The 17,075-nt window shown below is 58.2% G+C and carries 11 protein-coding genes; 6 read left to right on the forward strand and 5 right to left on the reverse strand.

Going from position 1 to position 17,075, the window contains the following annotated elements:
- Positions 1-87: 87 nt before the first annotated feature.
- The 5 genes from pgi to C1N56_RS17790 all read left to right on the forward strand — a co-directional run bounded on the left by pgi (position 88) and on the right by C1N56_RS17790 (position 6,173).
- The gene (gene pgi / locus C1N56_RS17770) at positions 88-1,734 is read left to right on the forward strand and encodes a glucose-6-phosphate isomerase (RefSeq protein WP_021508030.1); all 1,647 of its coding nucleotides are present in this window, start codon (positions 88-90) and stop codon (positions 1,732-1,734) included.
- Positions 1,735-2,374: 640 nt separating this feature from the next.
- Positions 2,375-2,623, forward strand: coding sequence for an exopolysaccharide production protein YjbE (yjbE, locus tag C1N56_RS17775; protein ID WP_021508031.1), 249 nt, complete (start codon positions 2,375-2,377; stop codon positions 2,621-2,623).
- Positions 2,624-2,701: 78 nt separating this feature from the next.
- Positions 2,702-3,349, forward strand: coding sequence for a YjbF family lipoprotein (locus tag C1N56_RS17780; protein WP_058757594.1), 648 nt, complete (start codon positions 2,702-2,704; stop codon positions 3,347-3,349).
- The gene (locus C1N56_RS17785; RefSeq protein WP_394516932.1) at positions 3,346-4,083 is read left to right on the forward strand and encodes a capsule biosynthesis GfcC family protein; all 738 of its coding nucleotides are present in this window, start codon (positions 3,346-3,348) and stop codon (positions 4,081-4,083) included. Before C1N56_RS17780 ends, C1N56_RS17785 begins: the two co-directional genes overlap by 4 nt.
- A complete protein-coding gene (locus C1N56_RS17790) occupies positions 4,083-6,173 on the forward strand; it encodes a YjbH domain-containing protein (RefSeq protein ID WP_394516933.1) in 2,091 nt (696 codons plus the stop codon). Before C1N56_RS17785 ends, C1N56_RS17790 begins: the two co-directional genes overlap by 1 nt.
- Positions 6,174-6,307: 134 nt before the next feature.
- Here the strand turns inward: C1N56_RS17790 and metH are convergent, their stop codons facing one another.
- Complete coding sequence (gene metH, locus C1N56_RS17795; RefSeq protein ID WP_370586271.1) at positions 6,308-9,943, reverse strand: methionine synthase; 3,636 nt, start codon at positions 9,941-9,943, stop codon at positions 6,308-6,310.
- Between the two features lie 244 nt (positions 9,944-10,187).
- Here metH and iclR point away from each other — a divergent pair, with 244 nt between their 5' ends.
- A complete protein-coding gene (gene iclR, locus C1N56_RS17800; RefSeq protein WP_059012756.1) occupies positions 10,188-11,018 on the forward strand; it encodes a glyoxylate bypass operon transcriptional repressor IclR in 831 nt (276 codons plus the stop codon).
- Here the strand turns inward: iclR and aceK are convergent.
- From aceK to metA, 4 genes are all read right to left on the reverse strand, one after another.
- Positions 11,015-12,751, reverse strand: coding sequence for a bifunctional isocitrate dehydrogenase kinase/phosphatase (gene aceK, locus C1N56_RS17805; RefSeq protein WP_394516934.1), 1,737 nt, complete (start codon positions 12,749-12,751; stop codon positions 11,015-11,017). The two genes, iclR and aceK, sit on opposite strands and share 4 nt — an antisense overlap.
- Positions 12,752-12,817: 66 nt before the next feature.
- Positions 12,818-14,122 carry an isocitrate lyase gene (gene aceA, locus C1N56_RS17810; protein ID WP_394516935.1) on the reverse strand — a complete coding sequence of 435 codons (1,305 nt, stop codon included), beginning with the start codon at positions 14,120-14,122 and terminating at the stop codon, positions 12,818-12,820.
- A 16-nt stretch (positions 14,123-14,138) separates the two neighbouring features.
- On the reverse strand, positions 14,139-15,737 hold the full coding sequence (aceB, locus tag C1N56_RS17815; protein WP_394516936.1) for a malate synthase A: 1,599 nt from the start codon (positions 15,735-15,737) through the stop codon (positions 14,139-14,141).
- A 270-nt stretch (positions 15,738-16,007) separates the two neighbouring features.
- Positions 16,008-16,937 carry a homoserine O-acetyltransferase MetA gene (gene metA, locus C1N56_RS17820; protein WP_031279798.1) on the reverse strand — a complete coding sequence of 310 codons (930 nt, stop codon included), beginning with the start codon at positions 16,935-16,937 and terminating at the stop codon, positions 16,008-16,010.
- Positions 16,938-17,075 lie beyond the last annotated feature (138 nt).

The following is a 17,075-nucleotide window of genomic DNA, read 5'->3' on the forward strand; positions in this document are numbered from 1 at the left end:
GCAAGCCGTAACAAATGCTCAGCATGCCGGGCCAGACAGGATGCGCCCGGATGGAATGACGGTTCTTATATCAACAAGAGTGTTGCCATGAAAAATATCAATCCGACACAAACCGCAGCCTGGAAAGCGCTGCAGCAGCATTTTGATCAGATGAAATCGGTAGAGATTGCCGACCTGTTTGCGCAGGATGCCGATCGTTTTGCGAAATTCTCTGCCACCTTTGATGATCAGATGCTGGTGGATTTCTCAAAAAACCGCATCACCCAGGAAACCCTCGACAAACTCCAGGCGCTGGCGAAAGAGACCGATCTGGCGGGCGCCATCAAATCCATGTTCTCCGGTGAGAAGATTAACCGCACCGAAGATCGCGCCGTGCTGCACGTGGCCCTGCGCAACCGCAGCAACACGCCGATCCTCGTGGATGGCAAAGATGTGATGCCGGAAGTGAACGCGGTGCTGGCGAAGATGAAAGCCTTCTCAGAGCGCATCATCAGCGGCGAGTGGAAAGGCTACACCGGCAAGCCGATTACTGATGTGGTGAACATCGGTATCGGCGGTTCAGACCTCGGCCCGTTCATGGTGACCGAAGCGCTGCGTCCGTATAAAAACCACCTTAACATGCATTTTGTTTCCAACGTTGATGGCACGCACATTGCCGAAACGCTGAAACCGCTTAGCCCGGAAACCACGCTGTTCCTCGTGGCGTCGAAAACCTTTACCACGCAGGAAACCATGACCAACGCCCACAGCGCGCGCGACTGGTTCCTGAACACCGCCGGCGATCAGCAGCACGTGGCGAAGCACTTTGCCGCGCTCTCAACCAACGCGAAAGCGGTCGGCGAATTTGGTATTGATACCGCCAACATGTTCGAGTTCTGGGACTGGGTCGGCGGCCGCTACTCACTGTGGTCCGCCATCGGTCTGTCGATCATCCTGTCCATCGGCTTCGAAAACTTCGAACAGCTGCTGAGCGGCGCGCATGCCATGGACCAGCACTTCGCGAACACGCCGGCGGAGCAAAACCTGCCGGTGCTGCTGGCGCTGATCGGTATCTGGTACAACAACTTCTTCGGTGCCGAAACCGAAGCGATTCTGCCGTACGACCAGTACATGCACCGTTTTGCCGCTTACTTCCAGCAGGGCAACATGGAGTCCAACGGTAAGTACGTCGACCGCGACGGCAACCCGGTGGATTACCAGACCGGCCCGATCATCTGGGGTGAACCCGGCACCAACGGGCAGCACGCGTTTTATCAGCTGATCCATCAGGGTACCAAACTGATTCCATGCGACTTCATTGCGCCGGCGCAGACCCACAACGCGCTGGCCGATCACCACCAGAAGCTGCTTTCCAACTTCTTTGCTCAGACCGAAGCGCTGGCGTTTGGTAAAGCCCGCGAGGTGGTAGAGAAAGAGTTTACCGATGCCGGTAAATCGGCAGAGTCCGTCGCGCATATCGTGCCGTTCAAGGTGTTTGAAGGTAACCGCCCGACCAACTCGATTCTGCTGCGTGAAATCACTCCGTTCAGCCTCGGCGCGCTGATTGCGCTGTACGAGCACAAGATCTTCACTCAGGGCGCGATTCTCAACATCTTCACCTTCGATCAGTGGGGCGTTGAGCTGGGCAAACAGCTGGCTAACCGCATTCTGCCGGAGCTGGAAAACGATGCGCAGATTAACAGCCACGATAGCTCCACCAATGGCTTAATTAATCGCTACAAATCCTGGCGTTAATTTCACCCCAGGCTCATCAGGCGGCAGCACATGCCGCCTTTTTTTTGCTCCGATGAACTGCCCCGCCGTAAATAAGCAGATTTTGCTGCCACGCTGCGGTTAGATAATTCTTAAAATGGCCTAAGGAAAATCGGAAGATGCCATCATGAGTGGCGGGCTTATCTGGTAAAAAATGGATCTGATTTGTCCACGTCACCCACCTAAGCGACTGATTAAATTTGTCTTTCTATTTTAACCCTTTCAGGAAAATCTGATTATTCCTATTCCGTGCCATTTTTTAATGCAAAAGTGAAAAATGCTGCTGTGCTATAACGTCCTGCGCAAATATTCCAGCCAGCGAAAAAAGCGCAATTAAAAAAAGCAGCTAACGCCAATTCGCCTTATTTATCACCAGAAATGTCCTGCTTAATCCCCCTCTTTTTCTGGCGCTGAACTCTGGTAATTTGTTGCCCTATACTGAACGCGCCTTCAAGGCTGCCCTGAATACTTCCCCGCTGTCGCCCGGCGGCCCGGGAAACATTATTGCGCGCTGACCACGGTTAGCCAGCTGCATGCGGCCCAGCGGCCATCGGACGGCAGCGTACGGTATGACGGGTAATATCCTTCATTCACGTTTTATCAAGATGCAGGAAACGTTGTTATGAAAAAACTGATGGTTGCCGGTGCAGCCTTACTTTACGTTGCCGTTTCTTCCGCTGCGATTGCCGCACCGGAAGAAGCCGGTGCTGCAGCAGGCGCGCAGGCGGGAGCAATCTCGACCGGTGCGACCACCGCTGTGGGTATCGGCGCACTCGGTGCGTTAGTGGGTCTCGGCGTTGCCGCTGCTGGCGGTGGCGACGGTGCAAATACCGGTACAACAACCACTACCACAACGAGCACCACTCGTTGATGTAGCACCTTTAAACATAACCACACAGTCGTGTGGTTATTTTTTGTTTTTTTGCCTCTATTGAGACAGGGATACACAGTGCGCCGACTCTCTTTGCTGCTTCTTTGCCTGTTGCTGCAGGCTTGCACACAAACGCAAAAAGGCCTCGAACAGACCGTGATGCTCGCCATCAGCGGTCCGGACGATGTCACCGTCAGCGATGAACAAATCGCTAATCTGCCCTATGCCAGCCTGTATGCGCGCGTCGACAACGGTCCGCGCATCTTTGTGGTGCTGGGCTACCTGGAAAACGGCCAGCAGAAATGGGTAACCCAGGATAAAGCCATGCTGGTGATGCAGCACGGCCGCCTGGTGAAAACCCTCGGCCTGCGCGACAACCTGCAGGCCGTCAGTAACCTGGCGCAGGATCCGCTGGCCGATGCGCTGCGGCTGCAAAATGGCGCGCAATGGACGCGCGTCGTGCAGTGGCGCGAGCAGGACAACGTGCGTGCCGCCACCGCCCACTCCACCTTTCAGCGCGGCGACGATGAAGTGCTGAACCTCGCCGGCGAGCGGGTTCCCTGCCGCGTCTGGCACGAAACGGTAGAGATGGAGAGCCCCGGCGTCAGCTGGCAGAACACCTTCTGGATCGATAACCGCGACGGTACAGTGCTGCAGGCGCAGCAGATGCTGGCGGCTGACCAGTTCCCGATTGCAACCACCCTTCTGAAGCCGGCGAAATCATGAAAAAAATCAATTCTTTGCTGGCGGCACTCGCCCTCACGGCGGCCAGCCACGCGCTGGCGGATAGCCAGGTGACGGTACACCCTGCGCACGATCAGCGCAGTTTCCAGATCGATCATGCCAGCACCCTGAGCGAACTGGTAACGAACCCGGCGCTGCACAGCTGGTGGCCGGGCACGGTGATTGCCGAACGCGGTGCGACCGCCGTGGCGCAGCAGCAGCACGCTCAGCTGCTGGCGGATCTGCGCGCCTGGCAGGCCGACAGCGGTACTTCACTGGCCGCGACCATCGGCAGCGTAATCCAGCAGCTCAGCGCCCTGCAGGTTACCGGGCGCCAGTTTACTACGCTCGATCCCGACTGGGTGCGGCTGCGTCCGGAAGCCAACCGTAAACTGCAGGGCAGCTACGACCTGTACATCGTGGCAGCGCCGACGCAGGTACGGGTGATGGGCGCACTCAGCCATCCCGGCAGTGAGAGCTGGCAGCCAGGACGCACGGTGCGTGACTACCTCGCGCCGCATGCGCGTTTATCGGGTGCCGAACGCAGCGTGGCCATGGTGATTGCGCCGTCAGGTGAGACGCAACAGGTGCCGATCGCTTACTGGAATCAGCGGCATGTTGAAGTCGAGCCTGGCAGCATCATCTGGCTGGGCTTCTCCACATGGAGCCTGCCCTGGGGCCAGCCTGATTTGAATGCGCGCATGCTTTCCGTTCTGACTCACCGGATGCCAGACTGATGAAAAAACAATTACTCCTCAGCCTGTTGGCTGCTTCTGTCGCCGCCGCATGCCAGGTGCAGGCGGAAACCTGGCCGGAACCGGTCGGTCCTTCACAATCTGATTTTGGCGGCGTGGGCCTGATGCAAACGCCGACCGCGCGCATGGCAAAAGAGGGTGAATTTAGCCTGAACTTCCGCGATAACGATCAATATCGTTACTATTCTGCGTCATTGCAGCTGTTCCCGTGGCTGGAAACCACGGTGCGCTATACCGACGTACGCACCCGCCGCTACAGTGCGGTGGAAGGCTTCAGCGGCAACCAGAGCTATAAAGACAAAGCCTTCGACCTGAAGCTGCGCCTGTGGCAGGAGAGCTTCTGGCTGCCGGAAGTGGCGGTCGGTTCGCGTGATTTGGGCGGTACCGGCCTGTTCGACAGTGAATATCTGGTGGCGAGTAAAGCCTGGGGACCGTTTGATTTCAGCCTCGGGCTGGGCTGGGGCTATCTCGGCAACAGCGGCACCATCAAAAACCCGTTCTGCTCCTACAGCGATAGCTTCTGCAGCCGCACCGGCGGCGGTTCGGCGGGTTCCATTAACGGCTCGCAGATGTTCCACGGCCCGGCGGCACTGTTTGGTGGCATCGAATACCAGACGCCGTGGCAGCCGCTGCGTCTCAAGCTGGAGTATGAAGGCAACGATTATCAGGACGATTTTGCCGGCCGGCTGGAGCAGCGCAGTAAGGTCAACGTTGGCGCAATCTATCGCCTTACCGACTGGGCGGATATCAACGCCAGCTACGAGCGCGGCAATACTTTTATGTTTGGCGTGACCGTGCGCACCAACTTTAATTCGTTACACCAGTCGCACCTTGATAGCGCAAAACCGGCTTATCAGCCACAGCCGCAGGGCGATCTGCTGCAGCCGACGGTGGTCGCTAATCAGCTTACCGATCTGAAATACAATGCCGGACTGGATGGTCCGCGCATCCAGACCAAAGGCCGCACGCTGTACGTTTCCGGCGAGCAGACCAAATATCGCGACACGCGCGAAGGCGTTGACCGCGCTAACCGCATCATCATGAACAATCTGCCGGCTGGCATTGATACGATTGAAGTCACCGAGTCGCGCTTTAACATGCCGCAGGTCACCACGCGCACCGATGTGGCCAGCCTGAATAACGAACTGCGCAGCTATCCGCTCGGTCACGAGCAGCCGCTGCAGCAGACGCGTGAAGAACCGATCGATCCGGGCACCACCGAACAGGGCTATTTCATCCGTAAGGATCGCCTTAACTACAGCCTGTCGCCGGTGCTGAACCAGTCGGTCGGCGGCCCGGAAAGCTTCTACATGTACCAGCTCGGCGTAATGGGAAATGTCGATTACTGGCTGACCGATCACTGGCTGATTGGCGGCAGCCTGTTTGGCAACATCGCCAACAATTATGACAAGTTCAACTACAACGGCGCGCCAGCCGACTCGACGCTGCCGCGCGTGCGCACCCACATTCGCGACTACGTGGAGAACAACGTTTACGTGAATGATCTGCAGGCCAACTACATGCGCTATCTCGGCAATGGCTTCTACGGCCAGGTGTACGGTGGCTATCTGGAAACCATGTACGGCGGCGTGGGCGGCGAACTGTTGTATCGCCCGGTGGACAGCAACTGGGCTTTCGGTCTCGATGCGAACTACGTGAAGCAGCGTGACTGGGACAACATGATGCAGTTCACCGATTACAAGGCGCCCACCGGGCACCTTACCGCTTACTGGCGTCCGTGGTTCATGCAGGATGTGCTGGTGAAAGCCAGCGTCGGTGAATATCTGGCGAAGGACAAAGGGGTCACGCTGGATGTGTCGAAGCGCTTTGACAGCGGCGTGATGGTCGGCTTCTACGCCACCAAAACCAACGTGTCAGCCGAAGCGTATGGCGAAGGGGATTTCACCAAAGGTTTCTATATTTCGATTCCGATGGATCTGTTTACCGTCACGCCAACCCGTGGCCGTGCGCAGGTGAACTGGGTGCCGCTGACGCGTGACGGCGGTCAGATGCTGGGCCGCAAATACCAGCTGTACGATCTGACCGCCGATCGCGATGCGCGTTTCAATTAAATCGTAGCGCGGGGTTAAACCCGCGCCATTTAACGGTGCGCATTAATGCGCACCCTACGTGAACCATACAGGGTCGCCATTGATGGCGACCGCCTGCCAGCATTTCATTGCGCGCGCTCTGCGCCGGCAATTCATCAATCCGCGTCGTAGCCTAAATTCGGTGCCAGCCAGCGTTCCACATCGCTGACGCTCATGCCTTTACGCGCCGCGTAATCTTCCACCTGGTCGCGCTGAATCTGCGCCACGGCGAAATATTTACTCTCCGGATGACTAAAATACCAGCCGGATACCGCGGCACCGGGCCACATGGCAAAAGATTCGGTCAGCTTCATGCCGGTGTGATGCTCCACATCCAGCAGCTGCCAGATTTGTGCCTTCTCGGTGTGTTCCGGACAGGCCGGATAGCCCGGCGCCGGACGAATGCCCTGGTAATTTTCGCGAATCAGCTCGTCGTTGCTGAGATTCTCATGGGCGGCATAGCCCCAGATCACCTTACGCACGCGCTCATGCAGATATTCGGCAAACGCCTCCGCCAGGCGATCCGCCACCGCTTTCACCATGATTTTGTTGTAATCATCGTGCTGCTGGTCGAACGCCGCCGCCAGCGCATCCTCCTCCAGCCCGCCGGTGACGGCAAAAGCGCCGAGATAATCCGCTTTACCACTGGATTTCGGTGCCACGAAGTCCGCCAGACAGTAGTTGGCGAAGTCGGTTTTTTCCGTCTGCTGACGCAAATGATGGCTGACGCACAGCACCTCGCGCCGGGTCTCGTCACGGTAGATTTCAATGTCGTCGCCAACCCGGTTAGCCGGGAAAATGCCGACCACGCCGCGCGGCCTGAGCGTGCCCTGCGCGCTGAGGTTATCCAGCATCGCATTGGCATCGGCAAACAGCCGTGTGGCTTCCTCGCCCACCACCTCATCTTCGAGAATGCGCGGATATTTGCCGGCCAGCGACCAGGTCATAAAAAACGGCGTCCAGTCAATGTAGTTGCGCAGCGTATCGATACTGGCCTCCACTGCGCTGACGCCGGTACGATGCGCCACCGGTGGCGTGTAGCGTTGCCAGTCAATGACGTAATGATTATCGCGCGCGGCCTGCAGCGTGACCGGCGGCGTACGCGGCTTTTTACGCGCGTGCTGAATCCGCACGGTTTCGTACTCTTTACGCGTGCGCGCCACGAACGCCTCTTTCAGCGTGGGCGACAGCAGCGAAGAGACCACGCCGACGGTACGCGAGGCGTTCTGCACATAAACCGTCGGGCCGCTGTAATTCTGCTCAATCTTCACCGCCGTGTGCGCTTTCGAGGTGGTGGCCCCGCCAATCAGCAGCGGCAGCGTAAAGCCCTGGCGCTCCATCTCTTTCGCCACGTTCACCATCTCGTCGAGCGACGGGGTAATCAGGCCGGAAAGTCCGATGATGTCGGCGTTTTCCTCACGCGCGGTTTTCAGGATTTTGTCGCCCGGCACCATCACGCCCAGGTCGATGATTTCGTAGTTGTTACACTGCAGCACCACGCCAACAATATTTTTGCCGATGTCGTGCACGTCGCCTTTTACCGTCGCCAGCACGATTTTACCGTTGCTGCGGCCGGCCTCTTTGCTCGCCTGGATAAAGGGTTCGAGGTAGGCCACCGCCTGCTTCATCACGCGCGCCGATTTCACCACCTGCGGCAGAAACATTTTGCCCTCGCCAAACAGATCGCCGACCACATTCATGCCGGACATCAGCGGTCCTTCAATGACTTCAATCGGCCGTGCCGCGGCCTGGCGCGCCTCTTCGGTGTCCTGCTCGATAAACTCGGTGATGCCTTTCACCAGCGAATATTCCAGTCGCTTCACCACGTCCCAGCTGCGCCATTCGGCCTGCTGCTTGTCCTGCTCACCCTCGCCTTTGTTGCCGCGATACTTCTCCGCCAGCGCCAGCAGTCGCTCGGTGCCATCGTCGCGCCGGTTGAGGATCACGTCCTCAACCGCATCGCGCAGCTCCGCCGGCAAATCGTCATAAATCGCCAGCTGACCGGCGTTGACGATGCCCATGTCCATGCCGTTGCGGATGGCATAGTAGAGGAACACCGCGTGAATCGCCTCGCGCACCGGTTCGTTACCGCGGAACGAGAACGACACGTTGGAGACGCCGCCGGAGATCATCGCGTGCGGCAGTTCGCGTTTGATATCTTCACAGGCACCGATGAAATCCATCGCGTAGTTGTTGTGCTCTTCGATGCCGGTGGCCACGGCAAAGATATTGGGGTCGAAAATGATGTCTTCCGGCGGGAAACCAACCTCTTCAGTGAGGATGTGGTAGGCGCGGCGGCAAATCTCAATTTTGCGCGCGCGGGTGTCCGCCTGGCCCACTTCGTCGAACGCCATCACCACCACCGCCGCGCCGTAGCGCCGCACTTTGCGCGCGTGCGCAATAAACGGCTCGACGCCCTCTTTCATCGAGATGGAGTTGACGATGCCTTTGCCCTGAATGCACTGCAGGCCTTTCTCAATCACCTCCCATTTCGAGGAGTCGATCATGATCGGCACTCGCGCAATATCCGGCTCACCGGCAATCAGGTTGAGAAAGCGCACCATGGCCGCTTCCGCGTCCAGCATGCCTTCATCCATATTGATATCGATAATCTGCGCGCCGTTTTCCACCTGCTGGCGCGCCACGTCCAGCGCTTCGTTGTACTTCTCTTCTTTAATCAGGCGCTTAAATTTGGCCGAGCCGGTCACGTTAGTGCGCTCACCCACGTTGACGAACAGTGAATCGGCCTGAATATTGAGCGGTTCGAGGCCAGACAAACGGCAGGCGACGGCTATTTCCGGTAGCGGCCGCGGTGGCACGCCCTCGACCGCTGCCGCCATCGCCGCAATGTGCTGTGGCGTGGTGCCACAACAGCCACCGATAATGTTGAGGAAACCGGCGCGCGCCCACTCGCCAATCTGCGCCGCCATCGTCGCCGCATCAAGGTCATATTCGCCGAAGGCATTTGGCAGACCGGCGTTGGGGTGGGCGCTGACATAGCCTTCGGCAATGCGCGACAGCTCCTGCACATACTGGCGCAGTTCGTCCGGACCAAGCGCGCAGTTGAGGCCGAACGACAGCGGCTCCGCGTGGCGCAGTGAGTTGTAGAATCCTTCCGTGGTCTGGCCGGAGAGCGTCCGGCCTGACGCATCGGTAATGGTGCCAGAGATCATCAGCGGCAGCGTCACGCCCATCGCTTCCATCTCACTCTGTACCGCATAGATCGCCGCTTTGGCATTCAGGGTATCGAACACCGTTTCGATCATGATGATGTCAGCACCGCCGCTAATCAGCGCATGGGTCGATTCGCGGTAGGCGTCCACCAGTTGATTGAAGGTGATGTTACGAAACGCGGGATCGTTGACGTCAGGCGAGATCGAGCAGGTGCGGTTGGTCGGGCCGAGCACGCCAGCAACGTAGCGCGGGCGATCGGGCGTTTTTGCCGTCCACGCGTCGGCGCAGGCGCGTGCCAGTTTCGCCGCTTCGAAGTTGATCTCCGCCGACAGCGCGGCCATTTCATAGTCGGCCATGGCAATCGGGGTGGCGTTGAAGGTGTTGGTTTCGAGAATATCCGCGCCAGCCGCCAGGTAAGCATCGTGGATTTCGCGAATGACGTCCGGCTTACTCAGCACCAGCAGGTCATTATTGCCTTTCACATCGCACGGCCAGTCAGCGAAGCGGCTGCCGCGAAAATCCTGCTCATCCAGTTTGTAACTCTGGATCATGGTGCCCATGCCACCGTCCAGAATCATGATGCGTTGTGCCAGCTGCTGCTGTAGCGTTGCGGTTTTATTGCTCACTCTTGCCCCATCCACGTCATTACGCTGGCTAAATGCCAGCCAGTCATACTGGCACAACTTTCAAATGAGCAAAAGTCACCCGTTTGCGGCCACCGGCGGCAAAATGACCAGCAGATCCGACCAGTCAGCCAGCGTTTGCATTCATACCATTAAAAACGAAAATGGTTTCCATACCTGCAATGACTGTGGAGATATTATGGCAACCCCTGCGCCCGCGAAACGCGGCAAAAAACCCCGTACGGCTCCGGTGGCCAGTGCCCCTGCCGGCGGCCAGGTACAATCTCTGACGCGCGGGCTGCGTTTGCTGGAGCTGATTGCCGAATCACACGGTAGCGTGGCGCTGACCGAGCTGGCGCAACAGGCCGGGCTTCCCAACTCCACCACTCATCGCCTGCTGACCACCATGCAGCAGCAGGGATTTGTGCATCAGGTGGGCGACCTCGGTTTATGGACCATTGGCGCTCATGCCTTTGTGGTCGGCAGCAGTTTTCTGCAGAGCCGCAATCTGCTGGCGATCGTGCACCCGATCCTGCGCCGACTGATGGAAGAGGCCGGCGAAACCGTGAATCTGGCGGTGCTGGATCTCAGTGATTATCAGGCGGTGATTATTGACCAGGTACAGTGCACCCAGCTGATGCGCATGTCAGCGCCGATTGGCGGCAAGTTGCCGATGCATGCGTCCGGTGCCGGCAAAGCGTTTCTCGCTCACCTTAGCGATGATCAGGTCACCGCTCTGCTGCATCAGAAGGGATTACATCACTACACGCCGAAAACCCTGATGTCGCCGCATAGCCTGAAGGAGAATCTGGCGCTGATCCGTAAGATGGGTTTTTCGCACGACGACGAAGAGCACGCGCTCGGCCTGCGCTGTGTGGCGGCACCGATTTATGATGAACACGGCGAACCGTTTGCCGCCATCTCCATCTCCGGCCCGCTTGCGCGTATGACCGACGACCGCATTACCGAACTCGGGGCGCTGGTGATCCGCGCGGCGAAGCAGGTAACGCTGAGCTATGCCGGCCGCTAGGCGGCCACTGACGCGTAGCGCGCGCTGAAACGCTGTCCGGCGCGCCACGCCATCACCTCTTCAATATGCCCGGCACGGATCCGCGTCTGCAGTGCGCGCCACCAGCCGGGATCGAACAACTGCGGATGCAGCGCCTGCAGCAATTTTCCGGTCGCCGGTTCGCTGCACAGCGCGTAGCGGAAGGTTTCCGGAAACACATCATCCGGCCCGACGCTGTACCACGGCTCGGCCTGCAGCTCATCCTCTTCGTAACGCGCCGCCGGAACATCGCGGAACACCAGCTCGGTCATCGGGCGGATTTCATCATAGTCGTAAAACACTACGCGGCCATGGCGCGTCATGCCGAAGTTTTTAAACAGCATATCGCCGGGGAAGATATTGGCCGCCGCCAGCTGACAAATCGCATCGCCGTACTCCTCAATGGCGTGCTGGCGCTGTTCCGGCGTCGCCTGCATCAGCCACAGGTTAAGCGGCTGCATGCGACGCTCCAGCCATAAGTGGCGGATGATCACGACGTCATCGCGCAGCTCAATTTTTTCCGGAATCTCGCGCTCAAATTCCGCCATCAGCGCCGCCGGAATGCGCGCGCGCGGAATGGCGAAATGCTCAAACTCCTGGGTGTCAGCCATGCGCCCGACGCGGTCATGCTCTTTGACCAGCCGGTAACAGGCGCGCACCTGCGCATCCGTCACCTCTTTTTGCGGCGCGAAGCGATCTTTAATCACCTTAAATACCCGATCAAAACCGGGCAGCGTAAATACCAACATCACCATACCGCGCACGCCGGGCGCGATGGTGAACGCTTCCTGACTGTGCGCCAGGTAATCTAAATATTCGCGATAGCATTCGGTTTTACCGTGTTTCTGGCAGCCAATCGCCATGTAACGCTCGGCAAGGGTTTTGCCCGGCAAAATCGGCTGCAGCCAGGCCACCAGCGCGGCTGGCACCGGCGCGTACACCATGAAATAGGCGCGGGCAAAGCCAAACACGATGCTGGCGTCATTGCTGTCGGTGAGACAGGTATCGATCCACAACCGGCCGGCATCGTCGCGCTGGATCGGCAGCAGGCACGGCACAATCTCGCCCGCGCTCAGCTGCAGCCGCGCCACAATCCAGGCGGTTTTGTTGCGATAAAACAGCTCGCTGGCGACGTCCAGCGTGGCATTGGCCAGCTGTGCCGCGCTGAACTGCTCGTGCAAATGACGCACAATCCAGCCGATGTCGCGCGTCTGATCCTGCCACGTCAGCCGCAACGGAATGTCATTCAATACCTGACGCAGCGTCTCATGCCAGCTGTGCTGCGGCCGGTACAGGCGCGACAGCGGTCGCTGCGCCGGCGGCGCGGGCGCGTACGGCTGTGACGGCAGGATAAATAGCCGCTCAGGCAGTAAGTGGCTGTGCCCCAGCAAGCGACAATAGACAGAATTAAAAAAGCTTTCGGCGATTTCATGACGCGGATAGCCCGGCAGCAGCGTGGCATAGTGGCTTTTTACCCGCAGCCAGAAAGCGTCATCCCAGTCGGCCATCTCGTTGAGGATGCGCAACTGATTGGCGACCAGCCCGACGTGATGGTCGTACAAATGGATACGCGCTTTCATCGCCTGCTGCACCGCCTGCCAGTCCGCCTGTTCAAAGCGCTGCTGCGCGCCTGCGGTAATATCGAGAAAGCGGCCGTACTGCGCATCAAAACCCTGCAGAATCGTGTGGGCGATAAGGGATTCTCTCGGTGACATCGGCAATCTCCGGCAAGCGTGAGCCAGTGAAACGGTGCGCCATGCTGCGCACCGCGAGTACGCTGATCAGAACTGTGCGGCTTCGGTGGAGCCGGTCAGCGCGGTGACCGACGAGCTGCCGCCCTGAATCACCGTGGTGATGCGGTCAAAATAACCGGTGCCCACTTCCTGCTGATGCGCAGAGAAGGTGTAGCCGCGTTCGCGTGCGGCAAATTCCGGCTGCTGCACCTTTTCCACGTAGTGGCGCATACCTTCGCCCTGCGCATAAGCGTGCGCGAGGTCGAACATGTTGAACCACATGCTGTGAATGCCGGCCAGAGTGATGAACTGAAAGCGGTAGCCCATCTCGCTCAGCGCCTGCTGGAAGCGGGCAATGGTGCGATCGTCGAGATTCTTCTTCCAGTTAAACGAAGGCGAGCAGTTGTAAGCCAGCAGCTTGCCGGGATACTGCGCGTGAATCGCCTCGGCGAAGCGCTGCGCCAGCGCCAGATCCGGCGTGGAAGTTTCGCACCACAGCACATCGGCATATGGCGCATACGCCAGGCCGCGGGCTATCGCCTGTTCGATACCGGCATGGGTGCGGAAGAAGCCTTCAGCGGTCCGTTCCCCGGTGATAAACGGCGCATCGCGTTCGTCGCAATCGGAGGTGATCAGATCGGCAGCGTCGGCATCGGTGCGCGCAATCAGCACCGTGGGCACATCCATCACATCGGCCGCCAGCCGCGCCGCCACCAGTTTCTGAATCGCTTCCTGCGTCGGCACCAGCACCTTGCCGCCCATGTGCCCGCACTTCTTCACCGCCGCCAGCTGATCTTCAAAGTGCACCGCGCCGGCGCCGGCCTGAATCATCGCTTTCATCAGCTCAAAAGCATTGAGCACCCCGCCAAATCCGGCTTCCGCATCGGCGACAATCGGCAGGTAGTAATCGATAAAGCCGTCATCGTCCGGCGACAGTCCGCTCGCCCACTGGATTTGATCGGCGCGCTGAAAGCTTTGGTTGATACGTTCCACCACGTTTGGCACCGAGTTGACCGGATACAGCGACTGGTCCGGATACATCTGCCCGGCCAGGTTTGCATCGGCCGCCACCTGCCAGCCGGAGAGATAAATCGCCTCAATGCCGGCTTTCGCCTGCTGCACCGCCTGTCCGCCGGTCAGGGCACCGAGGCTATTGATATAGCCTTTGCGCGCATCACCGTTGAGCAGTGCCCACAGCTTTCTCGCGCCGCGATCCGCCAGCGTGCAGGCGGGATTGACGGAGCCGCGCAGGTTAATGACCTCTTCGGCACTGTAAGGACGGGTAATGCCCTGCCAGCGTGATGTCAGCCAGCTGTTTTCCAGATGAGCGATCTGTTGGGTACGATTTGACATAGCAGTATCTCCAGAGTCAGGGCAGCAGGCGGTAGCCCGGCAGGGTGAGGAAAGGAACCAGTTGTTCGTCGGTGGTGATTTGCGCCATCAGCGCAGCCGCATCTTTATAGCGACCGGCGTCAAAGCGCGTGTCACCCTGGCTGTGGCGCAGGGCCGCCAGCTCTTCATCAAGAAACTGTTCGAACAGCGCGGCGGTCACCAGCTGACCATCGCTGAGGATTTGCTTGTGGTGAATCCACTGCCAGATGGAGGTGCGGGCAATCTCCGCGGTAGCGGCATCCTCCATCAGCCCATCAATAGGCACGCAGCCATTGCCGCTGATCCACGCTTCCAGATACTGCAGCGCAACGCGGATGTTGGCGCGCATCCCGGCTTCGGTGCGCTGACCGCGGCACGGGCGCAGCAGGCGCTCGGCGGTGATCGGCGTATCCTGTTCACGACTGACGTGCAGCTGATTGGGGCGATCGCCCAGCTGGCGGTCAAACTCCGCCATGGCGATGTCTGCCAGGCCAGGATGCGCGACCCAGGTACCGTCATGGCCGTTGCCCGCTTCACGCGCCTTATCCTCCTGCACTTTCTGCATCACCCAGGCGTTGCGTTCAGCGTCTTTGGCCGGGATGAGCGCCGACATGCCGCCCATCGCCAGCGCACCGCGCCGGTGGCAGGTTTTGATCAGCAGGCGCGAATAAGCCTCGAGGAACGGCTGGTCCATGCTGATCTGCTGACGATCCGGCAGAATGCGGTCACCATGCTGGCCCAGCGTTTTGATATAGCTGAAGATGTAATCCCAGCGACCACAGTTGAGGCCAACTACGTGATCGCGCAGTTCCCACAGGATCTCATCCATCTGGAATACCGCGGGTAGCGTCTCGATCAGTACCGTGGCTTTGATGGTGCCGCGCGGCAGATCGAAACGATCTTCACTGAAACGGAAGATTTCCCGCCACCATGCCACTTCCGCCGCATGCTCGGTTTTCGGCAGATAGAACCACGGACCGTGGCCCTTCTCCAGCAGCGCGGTGACGTTGTGAAACAGATAGAGCGCAAAGTCGAATAACCCGCCGGGAATGGCCCGATCGCGCCACTCAACATGCTTCTCATCCAGATGTAAGCCGCGAACCCGGCACATCAGCAGCGCCGGATCGGATCGTAACTGGTAGATCTTGCCGTTTTCGCTGGTGAAGCTCAGCGTGCCGTTAACCGCATCGCGCAGCGCCAGCTGGCCATCAAGCAGTTTTTGCCAGGTCGGTGCCAGCGAATCCTCAAAATCGGCCATGAACACTTTGACGTTAGCGTTCAGCGCGTTGATCACCATTTTGCGATCTGGCGGACCGGTAATTTCGACGCGGCGATCGCGCAGTAGCTGAGGAATGGGCCTCACCTGCCAGTCACTTTGCCGAATGGAAGCGGTTTCCGAATCGAAGTCTGGCAACGCCCCCTGATCGTAGCGCTGCTGGCGCTGCTGACGCGCTTTCAGCAGACGCTCGCGCTCGGGTGCAAAGCGCACTACCAGCGAGTGCAGGAAATCAATAGATTCGGGCGTCAGCAGCTGCTTCTCCGCGTGGGTAAAGGGCTGGCTAAAGGTCAGTGTCGGGCTGATAACCGTGTCTGTCATGCGGGCTGCCTCCTGGTTTGATCCTTTTTCTAACGACAGGATCGGGCTGTAGGGTGTTTTTTAACCGGCAAGATCAGAGCATAATCATTTTTATTTTAATTTCAAAAACTATTTCCATTTTATTGTTTATTTGATTTTATTTGTCTGATTTAACTGTAATTTAATCTCACGAAATAAAGGCAATACGTTCCATCATAGAAAAAAGGCAAAAAAAAGCCGCGACAACACGCGGCTGTCACGGCAGGTTTAAACGCGCTTTTAGCAGGCGTTTTACTCGAGCGTTGGATTCATGTGGCGCAGATCGAATGGTGTAATCTGGTAGACGTAGTAGTTGAGCCAGTTGGAGAACAGCAGGTTGCCGTGGCTACGCCAGGTGGCGCGCGGCGGCAATTCCGGGTTGTCCTGCGGGAAGTAGTTGAACGGCACCTCAGGGTGCAGGCCGGCCTCGTAGTCCCGATGGTACTCACCCGACAGCGTAAGAGCGTCATATTCCGGATGGCCGGTGACAAACGCCAGTCGTTTGTCTTTACTCGCCATCAGATAGGCACCGGTGCTCTCTGATTCGGCAAACAGCTCGAGATCGGTATAGTCACGAATCAGCTGGCTGGGAAAATCAGCATAGCGTGAATGCGGTGCCAGGAAGTTGTCATCAAAACCGCGCGTCAGTAGCGCGTGCGGATGAAGGATCTGATGCTCATAGACGCCAGACAGCTTGTTCTGTCGCGTCTGTTTAGGAATGCCATACAGGATGTTAAGCGCCGCCTGCACCGCCCAGCAAACGAACAGGGTAGAAGTGACGTGCTCTTTCGCCCAGTGCAGCACGCGCTGAATCTGTGGCCAGTAGGCAACATCATTGAAATCAACCAGCCCCAGCGGCGCGCCGGTGACAATCAGGCCGTCAAAGTTATCGTTAGCGATATCGTCGAAGTTGCAGTAGAAGTTGTTCAGATGCTCGCTTGGCGTGTTGCGCGACTCGCGGCTGTCGATGCGTAACAGCTGAACATCGATCTGCAGTGGCGAGTTAGAGAGCAGGCGCAGAAACTGGTTTTCGGTCTCAATTTTTTTGGGCATCAGGTTAAGAATCAATACTTTAAGCGGACGAATCTCCTGAACACTGGCGCGCGATGAGGTCATGACAAAGACATTCTCATTACGCAAAAAATTCACTGCCGGTAATTCGTCGGGGATCCTGATTGGCATAACCTGCTGACCTCTTGCTGATAACCATATAAACGTTTAGACATCCAGATGCCCGAGATTAGCCTGGCTGCCGCTGGATGTCGAGTCTTCATGCGGTTTATGAAAATGTTTCAGCATTAAGCGGCAATAGCCCCGAGC

The organism is Pantoea sp. SGAir0175, assembly GCF_043547855.1.